Raw genomic sequence first — 25,500 nt, 5'->3', positions numbered from 1 at the left:
AATCGGTTCTTGCCCCTTACACCCGGTCAGCCACTCACCACGACAATACCGATCGCAACGGCGTAAACAGTCAGCATCAAGGTGCTTTCGAATCCAATGCGGCCAATCCCGTAGGTTTCACGCCTGACCAGCCCCATCAGCAATATGGCGGTCATCAGAATACTGACCAGCCCCCAGGTCATCTGAACCGGAGCCATGTCATGGTAGATGGAGCCGTGGGGGTAGCCCAGGTCGGCAGCCGCCACAACAAGCATATTGAAGCAATTGGTGCCGAAAATATTACTGACTGCCAGCGTCAGGGCCCCATAGCGAATCGCTGCGATGGTGGTCACCAACTCGGGCGTCGAGGTTGCCAAAGCAGTCAACAGGCCACCGACCAGGGTATCGGAAAGCCCGGTCTGATCAGCGATGCCTTTGGCCGCCTCCATCAATACCCAGCCAGTGACGCATGTCACCGCAGCCAGAGCAATAAAGCTCAACCAGGCGGCTGACAAGCTGCCGTGGTATGTCTCTACCGGCTTGTCGGGGACCGTCTGAACCGTCACCCGCGGAAACCACATGGGTTTTTCCTGAGTCAGGTGAACCAGACGCAGCCCGAACAGATAGGCAGCCACGATGACCAGGGTAACCGGGTGTACTCGCCAGTCGGCTATCGACGGGGTGACAATGGCAAGCAACGGCAGGGTCAATAATACGATCAACAAACCCGCCAGCATCAGATTCGCTGATGAGGCAGCGGCATGTTCCAGATTGGCTTTGCGATAGAACATATCGGCAATACCCAGAAATGCCAGATTGACTGCCATACTGCCCATGACATTACTCATGGCCAGATTGGGTCGGGCATCCATTGCCGCACTCAGGGTCGCTGCAAAATCAGGCAGCGACGTCACCCCCGCCAGCAGCACAATGCCGAACAAGGCTTCACCCATACCGGTGCGATCAGCCAGTTCATCGGCCAGTCTGGCCAATCGACTGCCGGCGATGATGATAGTCAGAGCGGCAATACCAAAGGCAATACTGCTGGGAATCAGGGATGAAAACATACGTGTCCTCTGACCGGGGTGACGGTTCTGACCTTGGTACCACTAATCCCGTCCGGGTTAAAGCCAGTGCCATTATTCAAGCACTTGCCAACCGACTTATGCCCATTTGATCCCGGCTCAGACAGAACCCTACCGGCCGCCATCAAGACAGGCGATAGAGCAACGAAGATTGCCCGCCCTAACCGGCGGGTTTGCGATGTGCTTTTTCCCAATGCTCGATCGATGCAGCCGCAAATGCTTCAAAGCCGGCACGGGAAGCAAAGCTACGCTGTGGAACAATATGGAACAGATAACCCGATATCTGGAATATCAGGTATTGCCCAGCCATTTCAACCTGTCTGATGCCTGACCATTTGCTCAAGCCCTCATTAGCCACTGTTTGTTCATGCAACCCATCTGCAGACAGGGTGTAGACATGCTCACCCAGTATGCCGTTGCCGACCGACGACATAAGCAGAATCGAGACAATCGAAAACACGACCCCTACCAGGGTACCGACAATACCGCCAGCAAGTGAACCAACCAGCGCAGCCACCCAGTTGACTGTGGTTTGAGGGAAACCACTCATCCAGCAAATGACAGCGAAAGCAAACAACGCCAACACCAGCATGCCGATATAGGTTGATCTTTGCCTGGGCAAGACAAGCAGGTTCAGGCGGATCAGGTCCATTTTGCGGATATTCGTAGTTACTTGCATGCCATTCCTTGCATATAGCGCGTCAATACATCAGCTGGCTGTCGGTTCCCGGCACCCGGATAGTCATGTTTATTCGGGCGGCACATAGGCTTCAGGGAATTTGGCCACATCATCATTCAGCTCAAACCAGTTTGCCTTCGATGCATAGTAAAAATGCGCCACTGGCCTGGTCGCCAGATCACCATCCAGCGTGCCTGCCCTGACGCGCAATACGTGGGGCAAGTCGGTGCGTTTGCTGAAAAGCGGAGAACCGCACACCTTGCAGAACACACGCTGTTTGCCCGGCGATGATTCGAACTCGGTCAGCAAGTCCGAACCTTCCAATAGCCTGTAGGCGGATACAGATACCGGAATATTCGTGGCAAACGCCGAACCTTGAGCCTTGCGGCACTGGGAACAATGGCAGACCTGAACAGGTTCAAGTTCACCTTCAATCTCAAACTTCACACCGCCACACAGACAACGACCGCTAACCATGGTTACTCCTTAACCTGAAAAAACCTGCTCCAGAGTCTTGCGACCAACTAGCTGACCATGAGCACTCAAAAGCTCGACCCTGGCTGTTTGAGAAACTCTACTTCCTCTGGCGTAGAACTGCGACCGAGGATTTTATTTCTGTGCGGATAGCGACCAAAACGGTCAATAATTGCTTTATGACGCAGCTCGTAATGGTGATTACTGGCCGGCGCATACTCCTTGAAGAGGGCTTCTGCCAATACGTGTATCTGTTTCGATTCACTGTGCATGTATGGCATCAACAGAAAGCTTCCCTGCACCGGGCTCAACACGTTCAACGCGCCGGCCGAAACAGCTTCCTGCGCCAGGACCAGCGCAATCGTATCCTGGGCGAACGCTTGCGGGGTATTGCGGTACACATTGCGGAAGAACTGATCCAGCACGATGATTTCGGCCAATCGACCTTCTGCAGCCTCTCGCCACTCATACAATTCCCCGACAGCAGCTTGCTCCATCACCCCCATAAAACGCTGACGAATCAGCTCATCAAACTGGCTGTCCGACGCGAACCAGCGTTTCGAATCAATGTCCTCAAACCAGAACGAGAGAACCTCTGTATGCATTCGTCGCCTCCAGACAGGCTGCATGATGAAAATTGAATCAGTGTCAGTATCGAGCCACCAGCGTTTGATTGCGCCCTGCCATTTTCGCCTCGTACATTGCCCGGTCAGCCAATTCAAACAGCGTTTCGTAGGCGTTCACTTCTTCTTCCAGGCGCTCCGATGACGCCACCCCGATGCTGATGGTCAGGGGTTGCCCGGCAACCTGAATCTCGCCAACCAGCGCATGTAAACGTCGAGCAAGAATCACAGCGTCCGCCTCGCAGGTATCCGGCAGCACAAAGGAAAACTCCTCACCACCGTAACGACCCACCACATCCGACTCCCGCGCATGCGCACGCAGCACAGCGGCCAGGCGTTTCAGTATCTCATCACCCGCCAGATGCCCCTGGGTGTCATTGACCTGCTTGAACTTGTCAATATCAAGCACAACCACGGAGATCGGACTTTTGCTGCGCTTTGCCTGAGCGAGCAACTGTTCCGCCCGACGCTTCAGTTGCCGACGGTTGACCAGGCCGGTCAATTCATCCGTCACCGACAGCTGATATAGCTGTTCACTGTATGATTCCAGCTGTCGTCGAGCCTTGACAAGCTCCTGATCCAATTGATTACGGCGGGTCGCGCCGAACAGGCTCCAGCAGATATGTCCCTGATCACCAGCGGTCAAGGAGGCATTGATGACCACAGGAATCGTTTGGCCTTCAGCCGTTTTGATGTCCAGCATGACTTCATCACACTCCCCCTCATGCAGCAACAGGGGTAGCAAGTATGTATCGAGCATGATGTTCGAAGCGGGCGTCAGCAGCTCTGTCAGCTTGCGTCCGACCAAAGCCTCGCTGGCTATGCCAAGTAATTTTGCGGCACCGGCATTGGCAAACAGCAACTGCTGGCCTCCCTGTTTATCCGGACTGGCGGTTACCAGGCAGGCACAGGGAAAATCATCCGGCCCCCAGTGTTTCTGTTGCGGCATGGCAGCACCCTAGCGAGACAGAAAGGCAAGCACCTCGGTGCTCACCTTTTGTGGGTAACTCATGTGGAAACAGTGCCCCTCGGTATCCAGAGTCACCAGCGTGCTTCCCGGCATCTGTTGATGCATATATTCGCCCACTGCCGGGTTGGCCAGGACATCGGACTGTCCTTGCAGCAACAGCGTCGGATGGCGAACCGCAGACAGAATATGACGATAATCGGAAAAGAAGGTAGCATTGGCGAAAGTCCTGGCGACCAGGGGATCCGTTGAACAGAAACTCCCCGACAGCTCACCGGTCAGCTCGTCGGAGACCTCCTCGCCCATGGCCATGGGGGCCAGGTAATTGGCCCAGCCAATGTAATTCTTGTCCATCAGATCCAGTAGTTGTTCCAGATCCTCACGCGAGAAGCCGCCCTGGTAATCCGGTGGTACATTCAGGTAACAGGGTGAAGGGCCCAGCATGATCAGATCACGGAATCGTTCCGGCTGCTCCAGCGCAGCCAACAGCCCGATCACACCGCTGACCGAGTGGCCCACAAAACTGATGTCGCGAAGATCATAAGCCTCACAGATATCCAGTACGTCCTGAGCGTAGCCCTCGAGACGACTGTAACGGTCGACACTGAAAGCGCTCAACCGCGAATGGCCACTACCGACATAGTCGAACAGCAGCAACCGGTAGGTCGCAGAGAATTCAGGCGTCATGAATCGCCATACATTCTGATCACAACCAAAGCCGTGCGCCAGCATGAGCACCCGCTTGCCCTCACCCATAAACCGCACATTGTTGCGCTCAGCAATATCCTGCTGACTCATACGACGTCTCCGTAAACCCGGTGCCTGAACGCAACCGACGCAGCCAGAAAGAGCCTGGACAATGACCTCTGTAATCCCACCAGAAGCGCCGCCAGCGTCGCCAAGGCAACGCTGGCACCTATGCGCAGGGGCTAACTTTCATCCAGTATAGTGGAAGTTTGCTCGGCTTACGGTGACTGTTTTACGCATCCGAAGGCAGATCTTTGAGCAGGCCCGCCATATCTTCAGCATGTTCTTCTTCCTGAGCCAGAATTTCTTCGATGATGCGCCGTGAGGTCGGATCCTGATCCCCCAGATAACGGGCTATTTCACGATAACTGTCGATAGCAATCCGCTCGGCCACCAGATCTTCCAGAATCATTTCACGCAACGTATTGCCCTCGACGAATTCAGCATGCGAGCGACTCAGCAACCCCTCAGGGGAAAAGTTCGGTTTACCACCCAACTGAACAATACGTTCGGCCAGCCAGTCAGCATGCTGCTGCTCCTGATCCGCGTGCTCCAGAAACTCTTTCGCCGCCACGTTGGCCTTGATGCCGTCGGCACGGAAATAATGACTTTTGTAGCGCAAGGTACAGACGATCTCGGTCGCCAGCGCTTCATTGAGGATATTGATGACATTTTCCCGGTTCGCGGTATAGCCTTCGGTAACCGCACCATCTTCAATATGCTTGCGTGCACGTTCGCGCAGGGTTTTCACGTCAGTCAGAAATGGTTTGTCGGTCATGCTGGTCCTCCGTTGCAATTCTCGGATTTCAGGCAGTTCGTACAAGCCCGTTACATTTACTATGGGTTCTAAGACGCGGTTTTTCCAGCCGACGTGGCGGACAATCCCGTTACCGGGGATTGCGGAAGGTGCGACCGATACTCCCCCGGCGTCATCCCGGTCCAGCTGCGAAAGGCGCGGATAAACGAGCTTTGCTCGGAATAGCCGAGCAACAGCGCCACGTCGGTCTGTGCCAGCGCCGGATCGGCCAGATACTGCCTGGCGAGGGTATGTCGGGTATGCGCGAGCAGGCCGCGATAGCTGTAGCCGGCGCTGCTCAATTGACGATAAAAGGTGCGTAGAGAGCAGTCCAATGCCTGAGCGACCGTTTCAGCACTGACATCGCCATTTTTCATCGACTCGACAATCTGTTCCTGCACCTGCGCAAAAAAAGCACCCGTTGCCTGCCCACCTTCGAGCCGTGGTGGCTGATTGAGAAGCGCCCGGGCCTGTTGTTCCAGTAACCGCAACAAATATGGGTCCTTGCTGGAAATCGGTAGCGCCAGTAGATGTGCCGGTATCGCCAATTCAATACCGCTGCAGTCAAATTCGACCGGACAACCCAGCAAAGCCTGATACACACCTGTATCAGCCGGGCGGGTAAAGGGTAAACCGGCATGCAGTGGCGTTATCGGCCGGCCAACCAGGGATTGGCACAAACTGACAAAAACCGCCAGGCTGAACTCAGTCGCCAGGGGCGTATTGGCCACCGCCTGAGTCCAGCGCATGTAAAGCACGTTTTCCTTCAGCCAGGCGCGCGATGTCAGGCCACCCTGCAGCAAACCCTGGTAACGGTGATACCTCGCCAGTGCCTGCCCCAGAGTGCCGCAGGACGACACCATGTAACCCACAACGCCAAATTGCCTGGGTTGGCCAGACAGCCCCAAACGAATACCCAGAGCATCGACCGGGTCCAGCTGCCAGACCGACTCAAGCAACTCACAGAATTGCTGCGCTGAAACACTGGGCGATTCCAGCGCGGTGGCCATCTCGACCAGCAATGCGTCAGCAGGCAGCCCGCGTTCGCGCACATAGCCTTGCAGGGTCTCGATAAAACCGGAAGGGATGAAGTCAGTTTTGCTCATGACTGGCACTATCGGTACACTGGCACAAAATGTCAATCAGGCACTTGTTGCCAATACGCACCGCCAAGCCCGGACATACAATACGGGCTTTTGCTGTCCCTGCCCGGAGTAGATCATGGCCTACGTAGTCACCCAGAGCTGTATTGGCAACAAACACACCAGTTGCGTTGATGTCTGTCCAGTTGAGGCGTTCCGTGAAGCGCCTGAGATGCTGTTTATCGATCCGGATGTGTGTATCGACTGCAATGCCTGCGTCTCGGCCTGCCCCGAGGGGGCTATTTTCCCGCAAAGCATGGTGCCAGAGGACCAGCACATCTTTATCGCGCGAAATGCCGAGGGGGCGAAAACTCTCCCGATCATCCGCGAAAGCATTCAGGCCGGTCAGCATGCCGCCAGCCCGCTGGCACGCCTGCCTGGGCGTTTTGCCATTGTCGGCTCCGGCCCCAGTGGCTTCTACGCGGCTGAAGCCCTGATGAAGCAGATGCCGGCAGCACGCATTGATATGTTCGAGCGTTTGCCGACACCTTTTGGTTTGGTGCGCTACGGCGTGGCCCCGGATCACCCGCGCATCAAGTCGGTCACTGCCGGGTTCGAGCGCATTGCCGAGTCGCAGAATTTCCGTTTCTTCGGCAACGTCCAGATTGGCCGGGACCTCTCCAGCGCCGATCTGCGCCAACACTACCATGGCGTGATCTACGCCACCGGTGGATCACAAAGCCGGCCGCTGAGCCTGCCCGGCGCGGAAGCCGGCAATATCTTCGGCTCCTCGAATTTCGTTGGCTGGTACAACGGTCATCCGGATGAAGTCGCACTGGCACCAGCTCTCGCTGGCCCCACTGCCGTGATCATCGGCATCGGCAACGTGGCACTGGATATCGCCCGTCTGCTGGTGCTGCCGAACGAGCAACTGGCCAAGACAGATATTGCCGATGACGCCTTGCAGGCCCTGGCCAGCAGCGGCATCGAGGAAGTACAACTGCTGGCCCGTCGTGGACCAGCGCAGGCTGCCTTCACTCCGAAAGAACTGGAACAGTTGATGGCCATAGAAGGCCTGCAGCTGCTGGTTGATCCGGCCGATCTGGAGCTGGATGACACCACGGAAAAACAGCTGGAACAACCCGAGTTCGCTGAAGCTCGGCAAAACCTCAGCCTCCTGCGTGAAATCGCCGCCCGGCCCCAGGCCGAAGGCAAGCGTATCCGCTTTATGTTCTATACCAGCCCGACTGGTTTCAGTGCCGATAACGGCCAGGTCAGCACCGTACATGCGCAACGTACTGAACTGGTGCGCAATGATCAGGGTGAACTGGTTGCCCGCCCCTCTGACAAGACTCTTGATATACCCGCCAGCCTGGTGGTGCATGCCATTGGTTATCAGGGCTCGGCCATCGACGAACTGCCCTTTGATACCGGGCGCGGTGTTATCCAGCATGAGCAGGGCCGTATCAGTGGTAACCCGGACAGCCGTGATTATGTTGCTGGCTGGATCAAGCGCGGCGCCAGCGGCGTGATCGGCAGCAACCGTCAGTGTGCCACGGAAAGCGTGCAGCGCCTGCTGGATGACCTGGGGGACAGCCTGCCGAGCCTCAGCGGGGAAGAGATCGACACCCTGTTGAGCGCACGCAAGATCGATACCGTCAGCCTGGCTGACTGGCGCCTGCTGGATCAACACGAACAGGCCCGGGGCCGCGCCGAAGGCCGTACCCGGAGCAAGATCGTCAATGTCACCGAGATGCTCGGCGTGATCCACGACGCCCGCGCCCGCGAGGCCGAGCAGGCCAGAATGCCGGTGAAAACCCACTTCCGCGCCTGCACACTGTGCGAGGCCATGTGCGGCGTGATCATCGAAACCCGCGGAGAGCAGATCCTGTCGATCAATGGCGATCCGGATGATCCGCATAGCGAAGGCCATATCTGTCCGAAGGGGTATGCCCTGCAGGATCTGCACAACGATCCTGACCGCCTGCGCACACCACTGGAAAAGGTCAACGGCGAGTGGCTGCCAATTGATTGGGACAGTGCCCTGGATAAAGTCGCCGCCAGGATCGTGGATATCCAGCAACGCCATGGCAACGATTCCATTGCCGGTTACTGGGGCAACCCGTCCTCGCACAATCTGGGGCTGATGCTGGCTTCCGGTGCCCTGCGCAAGGCGATCAAAACGCGGAATATCTCCTCAGCTGCTTCACTCGACCAGATGCCACACCAGTTGGTGTCCTACCTGATGTTTGGTCACAGCCAGCTGTTCACCATTCCGGATATCGACCGCACCCAATACATGCTGATGCTGGGTGCCAACCCGGCTGCGTCCAACGGCAGCCTGATGACCGCCGGTGATATTCTCAAGCGACTGGAGCGAATTCGTGAGCGCGGCGGCAAGGTCGTACTGGTGGACCCGCGCCGCACCGAGTCAGCACGCTATGTCGATCAGCACCTGTTTATCAAACCCGGTACTGATGCCTTCTTCCTGCTTGGTCTGATTCGCCATGTACTGGACAAGGGCCTGACCAAGCCAAGCCGCCTGCAGGAACTGGCGGATAACTGGGATGCCCTGGCGCCACTGTTCGAGGGAATCACCCTGGAACAGGTCAGTGCCCGCTGCGGGATTGCCGTCAACGAGATCAAACGCATTGCCGAAGACTTTGCCGCCGCCGAATGTGCGGTCTGCTACGGCCGTATGGGCGTATCCACCCAAAGCTATGGCGCGCTCAACCACTGGCTGATGCTGGTCCTCAACATTCTCACCGGCAACCTCGACAGCCCCGGCGGCATGATGTTTACCACGCCCGCTTTCAACAAGGCGCAGAGTCGCCCCATGGGTAGCTTCAATCGATATCAGAGCCGTGCACGCGGCTTGCCCGAGTTCGACAGCTACTTCCCGGCGGTGACCCTCGCGGAGGAAATGCTTACGCCCGGTGAAGGCCAGGTGCGTGGTTTTATCTGTGTCGCCGGCAATCCGGTGCTGTCAACGCCCAACGGGCGGCAGATGGACGAAGCGCTGGAACAACTCGAGTTCATGGTTTCGCTCGATTTCTACCTGAACGAAACCTCACGCCATGCCGATATCATCCTGCCACCCACCGGGCCGCTGGAACACGAGCAATACGATATTGTGTTCAACATGCTCGCAGTGCGTAACCTGGCGCGCTACAGCGACCCGGTATTCGAGGCACCGGAAGGCACCCGCTGTGACTGGGATATCATGCAGGGCCTGACTGAACGCATCATGGCGCTGAAGGACCCGGATGGCGCTCCACCACGTAAAATGCCCAGCCCGGAACAGATTCTCGACCATGGCCTGAAAACCGGCCCTTACGCCGAAGGATTCAATGAATACAACAGCGGCGAGCCGGTTAAACACGACGAGCCGCTGAGCGTCGACGTGCTCAAGCGTTACCCGCATGGTCTGGATCTGGGGCCAATGCGTGAATCTTTCCCCGGCTACCTGTTTACTTCAGACAACAAGTTGCATCTGACACCACCAGAGCTGGTCACAGACCTGGGCCGCGCCATGGCCGAATTGCGCGGGGATGAAAATGGTGAGCTGATGCTGATCGGTCGACGTGACCTGCGTACCAATAACTCCTGGATGCACAACAGTCAGCGCCTGGTCAAAGGTGGTGACCGCTGCAACCTGTTGATCAATCCGGCGGATGCCGAGCGCTTGAGCCTCACCCATGGCAAACAGGCGCGCATCATGTCGCGCACCGGTGAGCTGATGGTCAGTGTGCAGGTAACGGATGACATCATGCCTGGGGTGGTCTGCCTGCCGCATGGTTGGGGCCATGATCGCGAAGGCGTCAGCATGCGTATTGCCGAAAGCAATCCCGGCATCAACGTCAATGACATCACCGATGATCAAGTGGTTGATGTGCTATCTGGCAACGCAGTGCTTAACGGTATTCCAGTATCGGTCGTCGCGGCATAAGCCGCTAACGTCTCACCGAATCGCCGTGAACATCCAGCCCCGCAAAATGAACAATTTTGCGGGGCTGTGACTTTTATAATCTGGTTATTTTTCAACCAACCGTGCGCGTACCCGTGGCAATTGGGCCGGGTAATTTTCCTGAATAAAGGTAACCAACCCTTCTCGGATGGCGCATCTGAGGTCCCAGTTGTTGCTCGAGTTCGCAGCGCTCATCAGAAACCGGACCTGTAATGCCTGGTCACTGGAGTCAGTAACCTGCACCGTGGCCAACTGACCGTCCCAGAGGGGCGACTCGGCAAGCAAGCGGTTGAACTCCTGCCGCAAAGGCTCCACTGGCATGGTGTAATCCACCCATACAAAAACACTGCCCAGCAAATCAGAGGTATTCCTTGACCAGTTCTGGAACGGGTTTTCGATAAACCATTGTAAAGGCACCACCAGCCTGCGCAGGTCCCAGACCCTCAAGACCACATAGGTTGACGTCACCTCTTCCACCCAGCACCACTCGCCTTGTACATGCAGCACATCGTCGATACGAAAAGGCTGGGTCAGAGCAATCTGCATGCCTGCCAACAAATTGCTGAGTACCGGGCGCGCAGCAAACCCGAGAACCAGGCCGCCGACACCCGCAGAAGCCAGGAGACTGGCGCCCATGTGCTGGACAGACTCAAAGGTCATAAGAGCCGCGCCAAAGCCGATGATTACAACAAGAATATTCAAGGCCCGAACCAGAAACCGGGTTTGTGTTTCAACCTTACGCGCTCTCTTCCACCGCCCCTCCTGCACTGGATTCAGTGCCACTATCACGTCAGCAATGGCGGAAGCCAAACGAACCGCGGTCCAGGTTAGGGTAAGAATGAGCAACAAGGTGGTAACTTGTTGAACGGCTGCTATAAAAGGAAGGTCTTCTGGAGCGGTTTTCAAAGAAACCGTGAATGCCAGCAGGCATACGGCAACGCCGAGGGCTCGAGCCGCGGCATCCAGAAAAAGCCGCAGCACCGTGCGCGATTCAGAGAAATGCCGAAAAACAGCCAGCGAAATCCGAAAAATTACATAAGTGGCCAGCACAGCAAAGATTGCCGAGCCGCCGGGCCACAACCATGCTTGAACCTTCGCTTCAAACGCTTCCAGCATCAGCCCTCCACAAACACAAGCCTGACAGCAAGTAGCAGGTCAAGCATATAGTGTGCTGACTGCTTTACTGTAAAAACACTATAGCAGTCAGATCTTTTGTCAGAGTTAATTATCCGGCTGTCTTGATCGCGAATGGGGGCGCACCAGCCACCAGCTGGCGAGCACCAGGCTGCCAAACACTGTATACAACAGCACAAACACCCAGTCTGGCGCACTGTAATAAAGTAGCTGCTGCAACCAGTGCTGGATAAAGGACCCCGAATAAGCCGCCTCCCCTGCCTTGGCACGCAGCGCCATTTCCCAACCAGTCAGTGGGCAGATCACGCCCAGCCAGGCCTGTAACACAACGATGGCAATGGCAACCAGATGCGCCAGGCGGAAAAACCGGTTTCTCACCCACTGCCATTGCAGTGCATAGCCGAGATAAATCGCCAGCAGCCCACACACCACAAAGAGCACAAAGAGCACGTGAACAACCAGAATGAAGTCGGCCAGCCAGAGAAAAAGTAACTGTCTGGTCACGTCGCTATTCAACTCCTGTACAGAAGATGGAGTACATAGCCTGAGCATCCTCCCACAAACAGGCCAATAAAGTTGACCGGGTGCAATAACCACAAGGCCTGGTTGATCGCATACAGCATGGCAAGGCCAGACAGATATCCAAAGGCAGCCGCAACAAGCACATAGCTGGCTCTGGATTTCAGTACTTTGCTCAGGGCCAACTCAAACGCGACGAAGGCCAGCAGAGAAGGGATGAGAGTTAACACGAATGCAGCACCCAGTATGAATGGCAGCTCGGCCACAGCATCATCCAGCGATTCGGCCAGGCTGCCATCATCCAGGCCAAAAAGAATCAGCATAACCAGCAAACCCAACATTGGCGGCAATAGCATAACGGCAAAAAACCTTGCCAACACCTTCAAACGTCAACCTTTTGCTTGTTGTTGAAATGCATTTCACCCACCCGAATATCCTGGATCAGACTGAGCATTGGTTGCGTCCCGCATCTCCGCCCAGTCAATGGTGCCAGAGCCGGCATGAGCCTGTCTGCGCCTTTCCTGTAGCGCTTATCCCCGGGCCAGAACAATCAACCGGTCGCCCGACTGCAACGCCAGCCGCATACTGCGGGATGGATTGAGCACTGCGTGGCGACCCAGATCGTCAGGCACCGCACGCCAGATACCCAGGGCAACTTCACCGGTTTCTGCCAGCGTCTTCTCCAGGCGTTGAAAATCAGAACTGGCCGGCAGCGGATAGTCATCAGGATTGCGGAACTGGATCTCGCCTCCCCCGGCCATGAAGAGATCATCCAGCACCACGCGCAACTCTCTGCGCAGAGCCACCTGAGCCAATACATGGCTGAGGATCATCGGACTGATCAGCATTTCACTTGAATTATCGGTCAGCAGGTGGCGATTGCCAGGATCGCTCAGCTCCATTATCAGCTGGGGACGACGGGAGGAGCGCTCAAGCACATCTTCCAGCTGCAAGTAGCCAACCATCACCCTGGCATCGGCCTCTTCACCGGAATCCACGCGATCGCTGCTGAGAAAAACAATACTGTCGTATTCTGACGGATTCAGACGACTGATTTCGGACTCAACCATGAAGTCCGCCTCAATATGTCGACAGGATACCTCGCCACCATCGGCCAGGTAGCCATTGATAGCCTGCTCCCGCTCATCGGCCGGCACCACGGAAATCAGGTCAACTGTATAATCAACAGCCGGATAGCTGCCCATTTCCTGCAGCAAAGCAGGTACGCGACGGTTCCAACCGAAAACCAGCACTCGACGCGAGCAGGTTACCTGTGCAACAGGTGCCGACGGCAACACAAGATTGACCTCAGGCAACAGCCCACCAGCCTTGTCGGGCTCAGTCTCCGCATAATCTCGAGCCAACATGACAACCTGGTCCTCTGCGGCCACCTGATAGTCGCCAGGCGCCGGGAGCATAACCTTCCAGCCACCCCTCTCGGCAGGTGAAAGCAGCCCCATAACAATCGCCAGGGGTCGCGCAGCGGCTAACGCTTGCAGCGTTTGACCGACCATTGTCTCGCCACTGCGCACATAAATATCGTTGCCGTCAGTATCAGACAGCAGCTCGTTATACACGTCAGAAAGCCCAGGGTGTATCAGGTTCTGGGCAATCAGGCGGCTGATGGTTGCATCACCAGCTACCACTTCAACCGCTCCGGGATAGGCCCGCTCGAGTACCGGCAGTTTGCGCATATCCTGAAGTTCAGCAACGCAAAAAGGCAACGGGAGATCAAAATACCTGGCCTGGGAGGCTATGGAAAGCAGCGCCTTGACCGTCTGGGCATCGGAGGTTACCAGCTCACCAGGGGCGTGTTCGGCACTGGGGATAATGATTGCAGCAGCCTGAAGACAGGCCACCCGATGCAAGGCCTCTGACTGGATCGGCAACCCCGAGCGCATGATGATTTCCCGGAAACGTCCGCTTATACCCGGTTCATTGCGCAGTTCCAGGGCCTGCTCGGCGGAAACATCCTCGGCAAGAATCACCAGTTTCAATTTTTGCGTATCGTTCTTTTCCAGAAAACGCTTCATGCGACCACTGGAACTCATCAGCTCTGCCGCCAGTAAAGCGGTCTGACTGGTCCAACCCAGAATGGCCACATGATTTTTCAAGGCTACCGGTGTTAGTCCCCGCTCAAGGTCACGCATCACGGTGATCAGCCAACTGGTCATAATGGCTACCAGGGCGCCCAGAAATACAACGTAGCCACTGACGGTCAACATGGTCGACACAAAGCGCTGCCAGGTACCCTCATCATCCCCGAGGTAGCCAGGATCCGTCAGTCGCAGAAAGGCCCACCAGACCGCCTGCCCAAGCGTTTCAAACGGACCCTCAAAAGGTGCCACCAGCAAACCACCGGTCAAGGAAATCAGCCCTACTACCACGGCCACAACCAACAGCTGGAAAAAGGCACCCTTGACGAACTGCCTCTCAATGAAAAACCGCAACCGATCGACAAATCGCAATGGCAACATCGTGAACTACCCCGTTTCCTGCAGTTGGTAATCGAGCGCTTGAAGGACGACAGAATAGTCCATACTCATGGAAATCCACTTTGCAACAAGCGCCGGGGGCGCTTCAGTAACATCCAGCGACGTTGCCGGAAAATCCACGCACAACCCCTACTCATTTCGCGTGATAACAAGAAACCTGCTGCACACGAGAGACATCATTTCAAGTTTGGCATATCCCCGTCAGGTATAGACAAGGCTTCCAGAGGACAAACCGCAACCGGATTGCGCGCAAATACTCGCTCGGCAAAGGCATCAACCCGGAACATCCGCAGCTTCATTGCCGCCTTCCCGGGATTCATCATAAAGCCGCTGTTTCAGGAACTCTGTGCCAAATGGCGACGCAAGGCGCGCTCAACAGCCTGCTCGGCATGTATCTCCGTTGTGTCGTATAGCCGAACATCCGTATCCAGGCGCTGAATAAGCAGGCCTATCTCCGTACACCCCAGAATTACCCCTTGAGCCCCACGCTGAGCCAATGACGCGACCACATCCAGATACGCGTTCTTTGATTCCGGCCTGACCACACCGCGACACAGTTCACTATAAATCACAGTATGGACAAGTTCTCGCTGGAAATCTTCCGGCACCACAACCCGGATGCCATGAGCCTGAAGACGCTCGCGGTAAAATGCCTGTTCCATGGTGAATTTCGTACCCAGTAGCCCTACGCAGGACACGTCGTCTCGCTGCAGTGCGTTGACTGTAGCCTCCGCAATATGCAGCAAAGGAATGTTTACCGCCTGCTCGATTTGCTCAGCCACTTTGTGCATTGTATTCGTACAAAGCACCAGAAAATCGGCCCCTGCGGCTTCCAGCGCCGAACCGGCTGCCCCCAGAATTTTCGCGGTTGCCTCCCAGTCACCCTGATGCTGCAGCGATTCAATCTCGGCAAAATCAACGCTGTAGAGAACAAGTCTGGCCGAATGAAGCCCGCCCAGCTTGTCTCTTACCTTCTGATTGATCAGTTTGTAATAGGTCTGGGTTGATTCCCAGCTCATGCCACCAATCAGGCCTATTGTTTTCATCTGGAACCTCCTTGCTGTTCCATACCGTCAACGCCGAGTTTGCATTGTGAGTTCTGGCTGACCAGCCCGACATCGAGCCGGTCTCGATTGAGCTTGAGCGGTATTGCCCAAGCGAACGATGCGCGACGACCTTAATTGATCAGACTTTGTCGAGCAGTTTTCTCAGCTCGGACGGGCTCAGGTCTTTACCAACCCAAAGCGCAACTTTGCGAGCGCCAGCGCCGTAACACAGTTCCCTGTAAATCCGCTCTTCAACCTGGCTGAGACCACCATCAACCATTTCTTCCGGGTGGATGACAACTGCCACAGATTTGGGGATCAGGCTTTTACCGACCACTGACGCAATGGCTTTTTTCAGACAATTCTCGGCGATGGAAAACTCGCCGACCAAAAGTCGCCTGGTTGTGAAAACCTCGGTAGATCTGAAGCTCTGCTCACGACCCGGCTCAGACAGCAAAGAAATCCTGAAAGTATCCGTCGCAACTTTTACATAAAGCTCAACGGTTAGCGCTTTTCTCAAGGTGTCATGTCCTTAGGTCGAAAGTCAGGGTTTCGGCCGACGCCAGATACAGAGTAGCCCGTAAAAGCCATATCGCAATGGCGAGCTGACTCGAGCTGCAAACTCGAATCAAGCACCCCCACCCCACTCACCGTGCCAATAAGCGGCACTCTCAGACGTCTGCTTGATGATGGCGTCCGTTTCAACAGGAGCGCGCCAGATTTGAATAAGATATCGCTGGCCCGGAACAACTGATTCGCCATCGTCATCATCATCGTAGTCTTTATCCATGCCGATAATATGATACCGGATCCGGTATGAGCCCTGTTCCAGCTCAAGATCGTAGGCACTTTCACACGCCCACTCGCACAGCGAAACCGGTGACTCCCCGCGCTCAAAGGAAACCTCAACGACCTCTTCATAGGACTGGTCCAAAGGTGGCTCGGAGCTATGCAACTCCACACCCAGGTCGATGGTTCCGTTCTGAATACCTGCTACGAAAAACACTTTCCCGGTTTGTGCCCCACCACAAATGCCATTGGCCTGACGCTCAAACGCCGCGTCGGGATCAAGGTACTCGTCTTCATCGTCAGCCTCAGGTACATCAATATAAAACTGACCGTATTCGATCCCCACATTACCCGAGTACAGTTTTTTAACAGCTGCGTTTGTCATGATCTCTCCTTTGACGTTGAGCATCCGGGCTCAGCCTCGGCGAAATAGTGGCCCAGGGCAAGACACCCAATGCCTTATCCCCGATGATGTCTTGATACATCAATGCTGTTAGATTCATCAACCCAGAGCCCACAATACCTCGTCACAAACCCTTGCGATATTGCCCGGGTGTCATCCCGGATACCTGACGAAATGATCGTCGAAGGCTTGACTCGTCGGCAAAACCAAGCTCATGGGCTATACCGGCAACCGAGCGGGCGCTGGTGATCAATTGCTCACCGACCTGATTCAGCTTTACCAACCGCATCAGTTTTCCACATGAATAACCGCTTTCTACAAGAACCCGACGCTGCAGAGTACGGGCTGAGGTATTCATCGCAGCGGCAAGACGCAGGGTAGCAAGGTCGCTCGCAGGTGTAGCTTCAATATGCCGGATCAAGGATCTCAACCATCCGCCACGCTGAATCAAAGCAGGAATATCCTGCAAGGGTGTCTGCCTGCCTTCCGGTCGTGGTAGCACCATATACCGGCGGATATCCTCTACCATTGAGGCACCACACTCGGCCTCCAGAATCGCGAGTGCCAGCGGCAAGTATCCGTTTACACCCGAAGCTGTCGCATTTTCGCTGGAATACACCAGGGTTTCATGCGGTTTCCATTGAACCGCTGGAAACTGTTGGCCTGCCAGTTCACGCAACCACCAGGTGGTTGTTGCTGGCGATCCATCCAGGCGCCCTGCACTAGCGACCAGAATCACGCCCGTGCAGTAACTCCAGTAGCGCGTCGTCCGCGGCAGGCTTCTGAGCGCTTGCACCAGATCCTTGTCACTTGGCGCAAGCGCTGCTTCCCCGTCGCGCCAGGCTCCGGGGACCAGCACAGCGTCAACTGAAGCTTCTGCCAGTTTTTCAGTCTGCAGACTTATACCCTTGGCAGTGTCGACATCTCCTCCCTGCTCACTCAACCAGGAAAATGAGAAGTGTCGACGGTCCGCGCGCAAGTTGGCTGCCAACAGCAAGTCCGAGAACGCAAGCAGGCCCGCCAGCAAACAGTCTGGATAAACCACTAGACCAATATTCATCGGCTCCTTGGCGTAAATTGCACTAATAATGTCAATATACGCCACTGTAGCGATTGGCAAGCGTCCGCACAATAGCAACCTCGCCGAGAGGAGAATGCTATGAAAATTACCCAATTACGAAACGCCACGATACTGGTTGCCGTCGGTGACTACCGCATCCTGGTCGATCCGATGCTGGCTGCCAAAGGCTCTATTCCACCTCTGAAATACGCGACCAGAACCCGGCGAAGAAACCCGCTGGTCAGCATGCCCGTCAATAGCGAATCAATACTATCGACAGCCACCCACGCCTTGATTACCCACTGTCAGAAAGGTCATTTCGACCATCTGGACCGCGCGGGAACCAAATGGCTGAGAGAGCGAAAAACGCCGGTTTTCTGCATGCCCGAAGATGCCGATTTTCTCCAAAAGAAAGGGTTGGTGGTGCAACCACTGACAACAACTCGGCAAGGATTTCTGTCAGGGCAGGTCACACCCATTCCCTGTCAGCATGGTACCGGCCTGGTTGGAACATTAATGGCCCACGGCCATGGCTATTATTTGCAATTTCCGGGAGAGCCATCGCTCTACCTCGCGGGGGATACCATATTGACGAGTCACATAAAGGATTTCATCGCTGAACAGCAACCTGATATTTGTGTGTTGCCAGCCGGGGGTGCACGCTTTGATCTCGGCGATGAGGTAATAATGGGTGTTAACGATGTACAGGCCGTAGCCGCCATCAGTAATGGTCTGATTGTTGCCAATCACCTGGAAGCGCTTGATCACTGCCCAGTTACTCGTGAGCAATTGATGGCTTTACAGCAAAATCAGGCCATAGGAGAGCGCTTGCTGGTTCCAGATGACGGAGAGACTCTGGTGCTTTAGTTGAAGGATTGGGAAGCTAGGCTACGGCATAGGCGGCGGAGATATACTCGAACACATGCTTGTCGGTTATATCCGTCGCCGCCCGCAACTTGATGTGTCGACGATGCTTGCCGCCGCCTTCCAGGACTCCGAAAGGATCGGTCAATCTCGCTCCTTCGCTCAGCTCGAGCGAGACGTGCTGAGCATAGGAAAAAACCCCGCAGAATGGTGAACCGACAGAGAAAAGAATACCGCCATACTTGACCTCCTCGGAAACACCGGGGTCAACTGACATGACCAGCTCACGGACTGTATGAGCGATGGCGTAGCGTTCCTCGCTCAACTGACGAATATCTTCCAGCAACGTCTCGACTCGCTCACATGGCATAGTCATTTCCTCTGTTGAGAACAAGCGACCTGATCCTCATTGGGGCTTATCGAATCGATTTCACCCACGGAAAGCCGCCTTTTGATGCGGACATTGTAGCCTCAAGGCTTGAGCCATCCTCTTCCCGTTAATGACCTCATCACCTTCCAGTGTGCCAAAACGCAGAGTTTACCGAGCAGCTCTCAGGCAGACCTGAATGTTGCCTGTGCGCATTTGCGCGCCCCCGGCACCACCTGGATGCGCTGGAATGGCCGAGAGGCTGGCAGCAATACCGACAATAGCCCCGCAAATGAACCTGGCGGAAATATTCAGTTGAAATTGTCTGTCTGCGCTGTTTGAATAATCGGCTGCGCGCTTATCCTGATAGCTTATAAGGGTCATCACAGGGACAGGTGAGCAGTAACCTAATCCAACGGATGGTAACGAATGAGCACCGATAATTACCGAGTTTACTTCTCCGGGCACCTCGTTGAGGGCTCGACGGCTGACAATGTATACGCCAACCTGGTCAAGCTGGGTATGAGCGAAGCCCAAGCGCGCAGGCTTGCAGATCAGAAACCAGCGACCATCAAGAGCAAACTGAGCCGCGAGCAGGCAGTTCGATATCAACAGCGCTTGCACGAAGCCGGGTTGGAAGTCGATATTGAGCTGGCGTTGTCACTGACGCCTGCAGAGGATGATCAGGATCTGACGCAGGCGGCCAAAGTAGCCAAACAGGACGAGTCCCCCGGCACCTGGCACACTCAGCCTGAAGCCGCTTCCGTCCCTGCTGCAGTCGACAGCAGCGCTACAGCTGACGAGTCTGATCGCGTAAGTGCGCACGATACCAGCGAGCAACAACAGAGTGCCGCAGTAGCTGATCGCAGGCTCGAGCCATTCAGGTTTACCGGTAACGGTGCCGAATATTTCGGCATCTGGATCGTCAACATCCTGCTTATGGTAGTCACGCTCGGCTTGTATGCGCCCTGGGCCAAGGTCCGAAATGCTCAATATTTTTATGGGCATACGGAACTGGATGGCAGCAGCTTTCAGTATCTGGCGGACCCCTGGGTTATTTTCCGTGGCCGTCTGGTGGCAGTCGCTGCGGTCATTGTCTGGCTTATTGTTTCCTCTTTCTTCGAGGTTTTCAGCATAATTCTGGCATTGTTGTTTATTCCAGTCTTGCCCTGGATCGTGACACGCAGCCTCAAATTTCACGCCATCAACAGCGCATGGCGCAATATTCGATTTGACTTCAAGGGTAGCTACGGAGGCGCATGCATGGTGCTCTTTGTCTGGCCTCTGGTAAGTTTGCTGACCTTGTTCCTGGCTGCGCCGCTGAGTGTGTACAAGTCTCAATCCTGGCGCATCAATAATGCTTATTTCGGCACTACGCCCTTTCATTTTGATGCCAAGGTGAGCGATTTATTCCTGTTTTTTATCAAGCTGGTGCTTATTGGTGTCGGCTTTGCGGTTCTCAGTATGCTGTCCGGCCTCGTAGCTGTGTGGCTGTCTTTTCCGATCTTGATGGTTGGTTATCTGGTGTTGTTCGGTTATTTCATGGCCGGGCTGACCAATCTGGTTCTCAGCGCGACCAGGCTGGAATCGCATGCGTTGAGTTCGAATTTGGGCAAGCGTCGGATCGTCTGGATTTTCTTGAGCAACAGCCTTTTGATTGTGCTGACGCTGGGACTCTTCACACCCTGGGCCAAGGTACGCATGGCGCGCTACAAGGCCAGCTGTACCCAACTTGAAATCAACGGTGATCTTGACCATTTCATTGCTGCCCAAACAAAAAGCACCGGTGCCATGGGCCAGGAGCTTGGAGAGGCCTTCGATGTCGGTATCTCATTCGTCTGAGGTAGAACTGACAGGACTGTTTTTCGATGGTCAAAGCAGCCGGGGTCAAGCCGCCCGCTTAAGTCGCCAAGGAGAGGCCCTGTGCCTCTCCTATGCCGATCAGGCCCGGACCTTGAGCATCTCTGAGCTGAACCTGGGTGTCCAGGTGGGTCAGGCGCGCAGCTACCTGAATCTCGACGATGGCGGCGTGTTTGAAACGCCTGACCAGGCTGGACTGATGCGCCTGGCGACTGATCTCAAGGTGCGTGGATCCGGCAACCCGGTAAGGCGTCTGGAAGGTAGCCTGCGACTTATTCTGGTCAGTACCGTAGTAATACTGGCCATGATCGCGGGCAGCCTGGTCTATGGAATTCCATGGATCTCCGGCGTGATTGCCCATCAGGTGCCGGCGGGTATTGAGGCAAAAATGGGCGAGCAGACACTGGCCACCCTTGAGCGTGTCTATACCTCGCCAAGTGAGCTGGGTGAGGCACGTCTCATGGCGGTTCGCACTGCTTTCCAGCCCTATCTTGACGCCTTCGCAGAGCGCTACCCGGATCGGCCCCTGACGCTGCTGTTCCGGAAAAGTGAAAGCCTGGGCGCCAATGCCTTTGCGCTGCCCGGTGGCATCATGGTGTTCACCGACGACTTGATCGAACTGGCCGAAGAGGATGAAGAGCTGATCGCCATTCTCGCCCATGAGGTGGCTCATGTGGTGCATCGAGACGGTCTGCGCAGTGCGATACAGAGCTCGATGGCCCTGTGGTTGATGTTTGCGATCAGTGGCGACCTGTCATCTGCTTCCGATCTGTCCACTGGTCTGCCTGCGTTAATCGCCAACCTGAGCTATTCACGGGCTATGGAGCGTGAAGCAGATGCCTTTGCCTTGGCGTTCATGCAGGAGCAGGAACTGGCGCCAGTGCATTTTGCCAATATCATGCGGCGGCTGGACAGTGAAGCACCTGAGGACGGCTCGATAACCGACTTTCTTTCCACACACCCGCCAACCAAGGAGCGTATCCGCGCTTTCGAGCAGTAGCTGGAGCAGGACTCCGAAGGCGTCGTACTACTCCTCGCCCCTTATTCCTTGCCCAACAACGCTGCCAACCCTTCCAGCCCCTTGTGTGTCGCTTGCTTGCTTTTGGGGCTGGCGGTGGATGCGTCGGTGAAGTACTGCTGATCGGTATAGCGCGAGTGCTCGTTATCGTGACAATACAGGCATAACAGCTCCCAGTTGGAGCCGTCTTCCGGATTGTTGTCGTGATTGTGGTCGCGGTGGTGCACAGTCAGCTCGCTCAATCGCTTGCCACTGAACTCGCGGGCGCAACGTCCACAAATCCAGGGGTACATTTTCAGTGCTTTCTCGCGGTAGCCCTGCTCCCTGGCCTGCCGGTTGTCATTGTTGCCCATAGCCATCTCCGCGCGTGTCGATTACCCAGAGTGTAGCGCTTCAGCCCCCGGTCAGGGTACACATCCAGATAGTATGCCGGGCGCCTCGGTTGCCATGGGCATACACCTGCTCCTCTTTGACGGCAAAGCCCGCTTTGGCCAGGCGATTGGTAAACGGACGATCAGCCGTGGCGGACCAGATGGCCAGCTGCCCCTTGGGCCGCAAGGCGCGGGCGCAGGCGGTCAACCCGGGCAGCGAGTAGAGCCAGTTGTTGTTGCTGTGCGTCAGACCCTCGGGGCCGTTATCCACATCCAGCATGATGGCATCGAAACCTTGAGCGTCACTTTGCAGCAGCCTGGCAACATCGTCGTTATGCACCTGCGTGCGCTTGTCCTGCAACGGGAATCCGGCCTTGGCACCCAGGGCGCCCCGGTTCCACTCGATCACGCCGGGCACCAGCTCGGCCACCAGCACCTCGGCATCCGGCCCCAGCGCTTTCAGTGCCGCCGCCAGGGTAAAGCCCATACCCAATCCACCGATCAGCACCCGCGCAGCAGGCCGGCCAGCGACCTTGCTGCAAGGTATCGCCGCCAGCGCATCTTCCGAACCATGCATGCGGCTGTTCATCAACTGCCCACCCTTGCCACTCTGCAGCTTGATCACAAAGTCCTCGCCATACTCGAACAGGCACAGGGCTTCAGCCTGATCAGGAATCGGGGCGGTATCGAGCAGGATATGGCGTTTCATGGCAAGGCAACCGGCAGATAGGGACCGGCAGTATGCCGGACTCGGGGCGAGTGTTGCCACTGTGGGCAGCGGCAGCAGGCAAGACTGCTGCTACAATGGCCGTCATCGTAATCACAGGGTTTATCGCATGGCAGCCATTGGGCGTTACAACAGTCTTGAAGTCCTTAAACATACCGACTTCGGTCTCTATCTGGATGGCGGTACTGATGGCGAGATTCTGTTGCCCAACCGCTACATCCCCAAAGATACGCCCACCGAAGCCGGCGACTGGCTGAATGTGTTTATCTACCTGGACAGCAGCGACAAGCTGATCGCCACCACGGAAACGCCCAAGGCCATGGTCGGCGAGTTTGCCAGCCTGAAAGTCATCGACAGCAACCAGGCGGGTATTTTCCTCGACTGGGGCCTGCCGAAAGATTTGCTACTGCCCTACTCCGAATCCAAAAAACCGCTGAGCACTGGCGATTATGTGGTGGTCTTTCTCTATCTGGACCGGCACACGCGGCGGATTACCGCAACCGCCAAGCTGGACCGCCACCTGGATCACCAGCCCGCTACCTACAAGGTCGGAGAGGCGGTGGATTTGCTGGTCGTGGAACAGACCGATCTGGGCTTCAAGGCCATCATCAATGGCCAGCACTGGGGCCTGATCCACAAGAACGAAGCGTTCAAGTTTCTGCGCAAGGGCAAGCACGAGCAGGGCTATATTCGTGAATTACGCCCGGACGGCAAGATCAACCTGACCCTGCAACCCATTGGCGAGGCGGCAGCCGATGCCTTGCAAGCGCAAATCCTGCAGCATCTGGACGCCAATGCCGGGGTACTCGGCCTGAGTGACAAGAGCCCGCCGGAAGCGATCAGCCGCCAGTTCGGGGTCAGCAAGAGCAACTTCAAGAAAGCCATTGGCGGGCTGATGAAGCAGGGCCAGATTCGCATTCTGCCGGATCGTATCGAACGCACCTGAAATTAGGGAGCCTCTAAAAAACGTAGGCGAGGCAGGCGCAGCAAGGCAAAAACAGCCGAACAAGCGCAGTTTACGCGTTGTAAATGAGCATTTTGATCGGACTCGCGCACGAGGATGTTTTTAACGCCGCTGCGACAACGCAGGTAGTTTTTCAGAGGCTCCTAGCGATACAGCCCCCAGGCCGCCACACACACATCCACGCGCATCTCTTCGCCGATGGCGACAACGCCCAGACTGCGTAGCTGCGCCGGGTCAAACCTGGCGTCAGTGCGATGCGGCTGAAAATCACTGAAGGGCAACCACCAGGTCTGCCACTGCTCCCGCGGCTGAATGGCCATGCGAAACGACTGCCAGGGGTGCTGCAGTGCGGTCGTCTTCAGACGCAGGTCAACGGCGTGACCGCTGCCCAGCATCTGGATATAGATCCCGCGATACCTGCCGGCATTGACCCCTGACGGCAGCAGTGTCTTGATCTGCACAAAGCCGCCATTGTTATCCAGGCTGATCACGCCACCCAGGCAGACGCAGGGCTGACCGTTGCGCTCCTGCAACTCAAGGCGCCCCTGCGAACGCCCGCCCATGACCTGATCGCTGACCAGCTGCCAGTCATGCGGCTGGTCCAGCTGAACCTGGCCCAGGGCATGCTGCTCCGTAATGCCTTCAGGCATATGCAAAGGAATCTCAGACATTGACCACCGGCGGGCCGTATTCGGCGAGTAAGTTACCCGGGTGACGCACATCGGTACGCGTGCTGCCGATCATGCGCATGGCGCTGTCCGCGCGCTCCGGCTGGAAGGCAAAACAAGCACCTGCCTGCCGCTTCATCAGTTTGCCGGCATCACTGATCAGGTCCAGGTTGACGCCCTTGGCAGCGGCAACCATCACCGCACGGCGCATGACGTAAAGTGCTTCCAGGGTCTGGTCATCCAGCGCCTCATCGGCCCAGCCCATGACAGTGCGCAGATCGCGCTGGTCAAACACATCTTCACTGTCGATCTGCGTGGCTTTCAGATGCCAGTCGAGCAGTTGCTCGCCATTCAGCCAGAGCTGCGCATGGCGGTATTCATACATGGCGCCGGTGACCTTGCACAGATACTCGCGTCGCCCGGGGCGCCGGGCCTGTGACAGGGCAACCATCAACAGGTCGTACTGGTGGGTGCACTGCTGCTTGCCGTCGATAGCATCCAGGCTGACCGCGATACGCTCGCGCAGCGGCTGGCCGACAAAGTCCTGCAAACGCCGTTCGGCCTGCGGGCAGATGGACCAGGGCGTGCGCAGGGCGGCGCTGGTCAAGGAGGTAATATGCTCACCGTCGTGCCCCAGATGGATGACGAAATAATGATGCTCGTCCTCCATGGCAATGCGGCACTCCGTAGCGCTGACATCAAAGAGCACTCGTCGATAGAACACGTGCTCGGATTCCGGCTGCTGCATGGGCTTGTCTCGTGTTGTACTTGTCATATGTCACTGCGGCAGCTGTTGGCTGCTGTCCCAAATGCCTG

Annotated in this window: 26 protein-coding genes and 1 pseudogene; 6 read left to right on the top strand and 21 right to left on the bottom strand. The window is 56.2% G+C overall.

Annotated features, from left to right (window positions below; translation table 11 throughout):
• Positions 1–26: 26 nt before the first annotated feature.
• From BLU07_RS02180 to BLU07_RS02145, 8 genes are all read right to left on the bottom strand, one after another.
• Entirely contained in the window at positions 27–1,046 is a 1,020-nt protein-coding gene (locus tag BLU07_RS02180; protein ID WP_092383701.1) for a sodium:calcium antiporter, read from the bottom strand.
• 178 nt (positions 1,047–1,224) lie between these two features.
• Positions 1,225–1,743: a YcxB family protein gene (locus BLU07_RS02175; protein ID WP_092383699.1), complete on the bottom strand. Its 519-nt coding sequence runs from the start codon at positions 1,741–1,743 to the stop codon at positions 1,225–1,227.
• Between the two features lie 69 nt (positions 1,744–1,812).
• Positions 1,813–2,220 (bottom strand): GFA family protein, encoded by a 408-nt coding sequence (locus BLU07_RS02170; protein ID WP_092383697.1) that lies wholly within the window; start codon positions 2,218–2,220, stop codon positions 1,813–1,815.
• A gap of 65 nt (positions 2,221–2,285) precedes the next feature.
• Positions 2,286–2,822 carry a DUF924 family protein gene (locus BLU07_RS02165; RefSeq protein WP_092383695.1) on the bottom strand — a complete coding sequence of 179 codons (537 nt, stop codon included), beginning with the start codon at positions 2,820–2,822 and terminating at the stop codon, positions 2,286–2,288.
• Positions 2,823–2,865: 43 nt separating this feature from the next.
• A complete protein-coding gene (locus BLU07_RS02160) occupies positions 2,866–3,789 on the bottom strand; it encodes a sensor domain-containing diguanylate cyclase (RefSeq protein WP_092383693.1) in 924 nt (307 codons plus the stop codon).
• Positions 3,790–3,798: 9 nt separating this feature from the next.
• On the bottom strand, positions 3,799–4,605 hold the full coding sequence (locus BLU07_RS02155; RefSeq protein WP_092383691.1) for an alpha/beta fold hydrolase: 807 nt from the start codon (positions 4,603–4,605) through the stop codon (positions 3,799–3,801).
• Positions 4,606–4,786: 181 nt separating this feature from the next.
• A complete protein-coding gene (locus BLU07_RS02150) occupies positions 4,787–5,332 on the bottom strand; it encodes a ferritin-like domain-containing protein (protein ID WP_092383689.1) in 546 nt (181 codons plus the stop codon).
• A 68-nt stretch (positions 5,333–5,400) separates the two neighbouring features.
• Positions 5,401–6,456 carry an AraC family transcriptional regulator gene (locus tag BLU07_RS02145; RefSeq protein WP_092383687.1) on the bottom strand — a complete coding sequence of 352 codons (1,056 nt, stop codon included), beginning with the start codon at positions 6,454–6,456 and terminating at the stop codon, positions 5,401–5,403.
• Between the two features lie 115 nt (positions 6,457–6,571).
• Between BLU07_RS02145 and BLU07_RS18005 the strand changes: the two are divergent.
• A pseudogene (locus BLU07_RS18005) lies at positions 6,572–6,733 on the top strand (DUF362 domain-containing protein); the annotation flags it as partial.
• Between the two features lie 1,503 nt (positions 6,734–8,236).
• On the top strand, positions 8,237–10,381 hold the full coding sequence (locus BLU07_RS17820; protein WP_231701717.1) for a molybdopterin oxidoreductase family protein: 2,145 nt from the start codon (positions 8,237–8,239) through the stop codon (positions 10,379–10,381).
• A gap of 84 nt (positions 10,382–10,465) precedes the next feature.
• Here BLU07_RS17820 and BLU07_RS02135 read toward each other — a convergent pair whose 3' ends face one another.
• From BLU07_RS02135 to BLU07_RS02100, 8 genes are all read right to left on the bottom strand, one after another.
• On the bottom strand, positions 10,466–11,515 hold the full coding sequence (locus tag BLU07_RS02135; RefSeq protein WP_092383685.1) for a mechanosensitive ion channel family protein: 1,050 nt from the start codon (positions 11,513–11,515) through the stop codon (positions 10,466–10,468).
• A gap of 105 nt (positions 11,516–11,620) precedes the next feature.
• The gene (locus BLU07_RS02130) at positions 11,621–12,037 is read right to left on the bottom strand and encodes a DUF2784 domain-containing protein (RefSeq protein WP_197675044.1); all 417 of its coding nucleotides are present in this window, start codon (positions 12,035–12,037) and stop codon (positions 11,621–11,623) included.
• A gap of 8 nt (positions 12,038–12,045) precedes the next feature.
• Positions 12,046–12,408 carry a hypothetical protein gene (locus BLU07_RS02125; RefSeq protein WP_157719059.1) on the bottom strand — a complete coding sequence of 121 codons (363 nt, stop codon included), beginning with the start codon at positions 12,406–12,408 and terminating at the stop codon, positions 12,046–12,048.
• A 174-nt stretch (positions 12,409–12,582) separates the two neighbouring features.
• A complete protein-coding gene (locus BLU07_RS02120) occupies positions 12,583–14,529 on the bottom strand; it encodes a CASTOR/POLLUX-related putative ion channel (RefSeq protein WP_092383679.1) in 1,947 nt (648 codons plus the stop codon).
• 353 nt (positions 14,530–14,882) lie between these two features.
• A complete protein-coding gene (locus BLU07_RS02115; protein ID WP_092383677.1) occupies positions 14,883–15,593 on the bottom strand; it encodes an aspartate/glutamate racemase family protein in 711 nt (236 codons plus the stop codon).
• 139 nt (positions 15,594–15,732) lie between these two features.
• Positions 15,733–16,113: a hypothetical protein gene (locus BLU07_RS02110; RefSeq protein ID WP_092383675.1), complete on the bottom strand. Its 381-nt coding sequence runs from the start codon at positions 16,111–16,113 to the stop codon at positions 15,733–15,735.
• A gap of 108 nt (positions 16,114–16,221) precedes the next feature.
• The gene (locus tag BLU07_RS02105; protein ID WP_092383673.1) at positions 16,222–16,767 is read right to left on the bottom strand and encodes a hypothetical protein; all 546 of its coding nucleotides are present in this window, start codon (positions 16,765–16,767) and stop codon (positions 16,222–16,224) included.
• A 142-nt stretch (positions 16,768–16,909) separates the two neighbouring features.
• Complete coding sequence (locus BLU07_RS02100) at positions 16,910–17,845, bottom strand: GlxA family transcriptional regulator (protein ID WP_092383671.1); 936 nt, start codon at positions 17,843–17,845, stop codon at positions 16,910–16,912.
• 99 nt (positions 17,846–17,944) lie between these two features.
• Here BLU07_RS02100 and BLU07_RS02095 point away from each other — a divergent pair, with 99 nt between their 5' ends.
• Positions 17,945–18,712: an MBL fold metallo-hydrolase gene (locus BLU07_RS02095; RefSeq protein WP_092383669.1), complete on the top strand. Its 768-nt coding sequence runs from the start codon at positions 17,945–17,947 to the stop codon at positions 18,710–18,712.
• A 16-nt stretch (positions 18,713–18,728) separates the two neighbouring features.
• Here the strand turns inward: BLU07_RS02095 and BLU07_RS02090 are convergent, their stop codons facing one another.
• Positions 18,729–19,079, bottom strand: coding sequence for a DUF1801 domain-containing protein (locus tag BLU07_RS02090; RefSeq protein ID WP_092383667.1), 351 nt, complete (start codon positions 19,077–19,079; stop codon positions 18,729–18,731).
• Between the two features lie 426 nt (positions 19,080–19,505).
• On the opposite strand from BLU07_RS02090, the gene BLU07_RS02085 reads away from it, so the two are divergent.
• Both BLU07_RS02085 and BLU07_RS02080 read left to right on the top strand, forming a co-directional pair.
• On the top strand, positions 19,506–20,918 hold the full coding sequence (locus tag BLU07_RS02085; RefSeq protein WP_092383665.1) for a YjgN family protein: 1,413 nt from the start codon (positions 19,506–19,508) through the stop codon (positions 20,916–20,918).
• The gene (locus tag BLU07_RS02080) at positions 20,896–21,936 is read left to right on the top strand and encodes a M48 family metallopeptidase (RefSeq protein ID WP_092383662.1); all 1,041 of its coding nucleotides are present in this window, start codon (positions 20,896–20,898) and stop codon (positions 21,934–21,936) included. Before BLU07_RS02085 ends, BLU07_RS02080 begins: the two co-directional genes overlap by 23 nt.
• 41 nt (positions 21,937–21,977) lie before the next feature.
• Here the strand turns inward: BLU07_RS02080 and BLU07_RS02075 are convergent, their stop codons facing one another.
• Together BLU07_RS02075 and BLU07_RS02070 are read right to left on the bottom strand one after the other, a co-directional pair.
• Entirely contained in the window at positions 21,978–22,307 is a 330-nt protein-coding gene (locus BLU07_RS02075; RefSeq protein WP_231701670.1) for a YajD family HNH nuclease, read from the bottom strand.
• Positions 22,308–22,347: 40 nt separating this feature from the next.
• On the bottom strand, positions 22,348–23,034 hold the full coding sequence (locus BLU07_RS02070) for a spermine/spermidine synthase domain-containing protein (protein ID WP_092383658.1): 687 nt from the start codon (positions 23,032–23,034) through the stop codon (positions 22,348–22,350).
• A gap of 127 nt (positions 23,035–23,161) precedes the next feature.
• On the opposite strand from BLU07_RS02070, the gene BLU07_RS02065 reads away from it, so the two are divergent.
• The gene (locus tag BLU07_RS02065; protein ID WP_092383656.1) at positions 23,162–23,998 is read left to right on the top strand and encodes a CvfB family protein; all 837 of its coding nucleotides are present in this window, start codon (positions 23,162–23,164) and stop codon (positions 23,996–23,998) included.
• A 161-nt stretch (positions 23,999–24,159) separates the two neighbouring features.
• On the opposite strand, the gene BLU07_RS02060 is transcribed toward BLU07_RS02065, so the two are convergent.
• Entirely contained in the window at positions 24,160–24,687 is a 528-nt protein-coding gene (locus tag BLU07_RS02060) for a CIA30 family protein (protein WP_157719057.1), read from the bottom strand.
• Positions 24,680–25,459, bottom strand: coding sequence for a DUF2889 domain-containing protein (locus BLU07_RS02055; RefSeq protein ID WP_092383654.1), 780 nt, complete (start codon positions 25,457–25,459; stop codon positions 24,680–24,682). The genes BLU07_RS02060 and BLU07_RS02055 overlap by 8 nt, the downstream gene beginning before the upstream one ends.
• Positions 25,460–25,500 lie beyond the last annotated feature (41 nt).

The organism is Halopseudomonas salegens (assembly GCF_900105655.1).
GTDB classification, from domain to species: Bacteria; Pseudomonadota; Gammaproteobacteria; order Pseudomonadales; family Pseudomonadaceae; genus Halopseudomonas; species Halopseudomonas salegens.
Note: the sequence above shows the minus strand (reverse complement) of the source record. Positions and strands in the feature narration are given on the sequence as shown.

What these genes read in the sequence shown, in the direction of transcription:
- BLU07_RS02180 (WP_092383701.1), bottom strand. Translation starts at nt 1,046, where the DNA reads ATGTTTTCATCCCTGATTCCCAGCAGTATTGCCTTTGGTATTGCCGCT.
- BLU07_RS02175 (WP_092383699.1), bottom strand. Translation starts at nt 1,743, where the DNA reads ATGCAAGTAACTACGAATATCCGCAAAATGGACCTGATCCGCCTGAAC.
- BLU07_RS02170 (WP_092383697.1), bottom strand. Translation starts at nt 2,220, where the DNA reads ATGGTTAGCGGTCGTTGTCTGTGTGGCGGTGTGAAGTTTGAGATTGAA.
- BLU07_RS02165 (WP_092383695.1), bottom strand. Translation starts at nt 2,822, where the DNA reads ATGCATACAGAGGTTCTCTCGTTCTGGTTTGAGGACATTGATTCGAAA.
- BLU07_RS02160 (WP_092383693.1), bottom strand. Translation starts at nt 3,789, where the DNA reads ATGCCGCAACAGAAACACTGGGGGCCGGATGATTTTCCCTGTGCCTGC.
- BLU07_RS02155 (WP_092383691.1), bottom strand. Translation starts at nt 4,605, where the DNA reads ATGAGTCAGCAGGATATTGCTGAGCGCAACAATGTGCGGTTTATGGGT.
- BLU07_RS02150 (WP_092383689.1), bottom strand. Translation starts at nt 5,332, where the DNA reads ATGACCGACAAACCATTTCTGACTGACGTGAAAACCCTGCGCGAACGT.
- BLU07_RS02145 (WP_092383687.1), bottom strand. Translation starts at nt 6,456, where the DNA reads ATGAGCAAAACTGACTTCATCCCTTCCGGTTTTATCGAGACCCTGCAA.
- BLU07_RS17820 (WP_231701717.1), top strand. Translation starts at nt 8,237, where the DNA reads ATGCCGGTGAAAACCCACTTCCGCGCCTGCACACTGTGCGAGGCCATG.
- BLU07_RS02135 (WP_092383685.1), bottom strand. Translation starts at nt 11,515, where the DNA reads ATGCTGGAAGCGTTTGAAGCGAAGGTTCAAGCATGGTTGTGGCCCGGC.
- BLU07_RS02125 (WP_157719059.1), bottom strand. Translation starts at nt 12,408, where the DNA reads ATGCTATTGCCGCCAATGTTGGGTTTGCTGGTTATGCTGATTCTTTTT.
- BLU07_RS02120 (WP_092383679.1), bottom strand. Translation starts at nt 14,529, where the DNA reads ATGTTGCCATTGCGATTTGTCGATCGGTTGCGGTTTTTCATTGAGAGG.
- BLU07_RS02115 (WP_092383677.1), bottom strand. Translation starts at nt 15,593, where the DNA reads ATGAAAACAATAGGCCTGATTGGTGGCATGAGCTGGGAATCAACCCAG.
- BLU07_RS02105 (WP_092383673.1), bottom strand. Translation starts at nt 16,767, where the DNA reads ATGACAAACGCAGCTGTTAAAAAACTGTACTCGGGTAATGTGGGGATC.
- BLU07_RS02100 (WP_092383671.1), bottom strand. Translation starts at nt 17,845, where the DNA reads ATGAATATTGGTCTAGTGGTTTATCCAGACTGTTTGCTGGCGGGCCTG.
- BLU07_RS02095 (WP_092383669.1), top strand. Translation starts at nt 17,945, where the DNA reads ATGAAAATTACCCAATTACGAAACGCCACGATACTGGTTGCCGTCGGT.
- BLU07_RS02090 (WP_092383667.1), bottom strand. Translation starts at nt 19,079, where the DNA reads ATGCCATGTGAGCGAGTCGAGACGTTGCTGGAAGATATTCGTCAGTTG.
- BLU07_RS02085 (WP_092383665.1), top strand. Translation starts at nt 19,506, where the DNA reads ATGAGCACCGATAATTACCGAGTTTACTTCTCCGGGCACCTCGTTGAG.
- BLU07_RS02080 (WP_092383662.1), top strand. Translation starts at nt 20,896, where the DNA reads ATGTCGGTATCTCATTCGTCTGAGGTAGAACTGACAGGACTGTTTTTC.
- BLU07_RS02075 (WP_231701670.1), bottom strand. Translation starts at nt 22,307, where the DNA reads ATGGGCAACAATGACAACCGGCAGGCCAGGGAGCAGGGCTACCGCGAG.
- BLU07_RS02070 (WP_092383658.1), bottom strand. Translation starts at nt 23,034, where the DNA reads ATGAAACGCCATATCCTGCTCGATACCGCCCCGATTCCTGATCAGGCT.
- BLU07_RS02065 (WP_092383656.1), top strand. Translation starts at nt 23,162, where the DNA reads ATGGCAGCCATTGGGCGTTACAACAGTCTTGAAGTCCTTAAACATACC.
- BLU07_RS02060 (WP_157719057.1), bottom strand. Translation starts at nt 24,687, where the DNA reads ATGTCTGAGATTCCTTTGCATATGCCTGAAGGCATTACGGAGCAGCAT.
- BLU07_RS02055 (WP_092383654.1), bottom strand. Translation starts at nt 25,459, where the DNA reads ATGACAAGTACAACACGAGACAAGCCCATGCAGCAGCCGGAATCCGAG.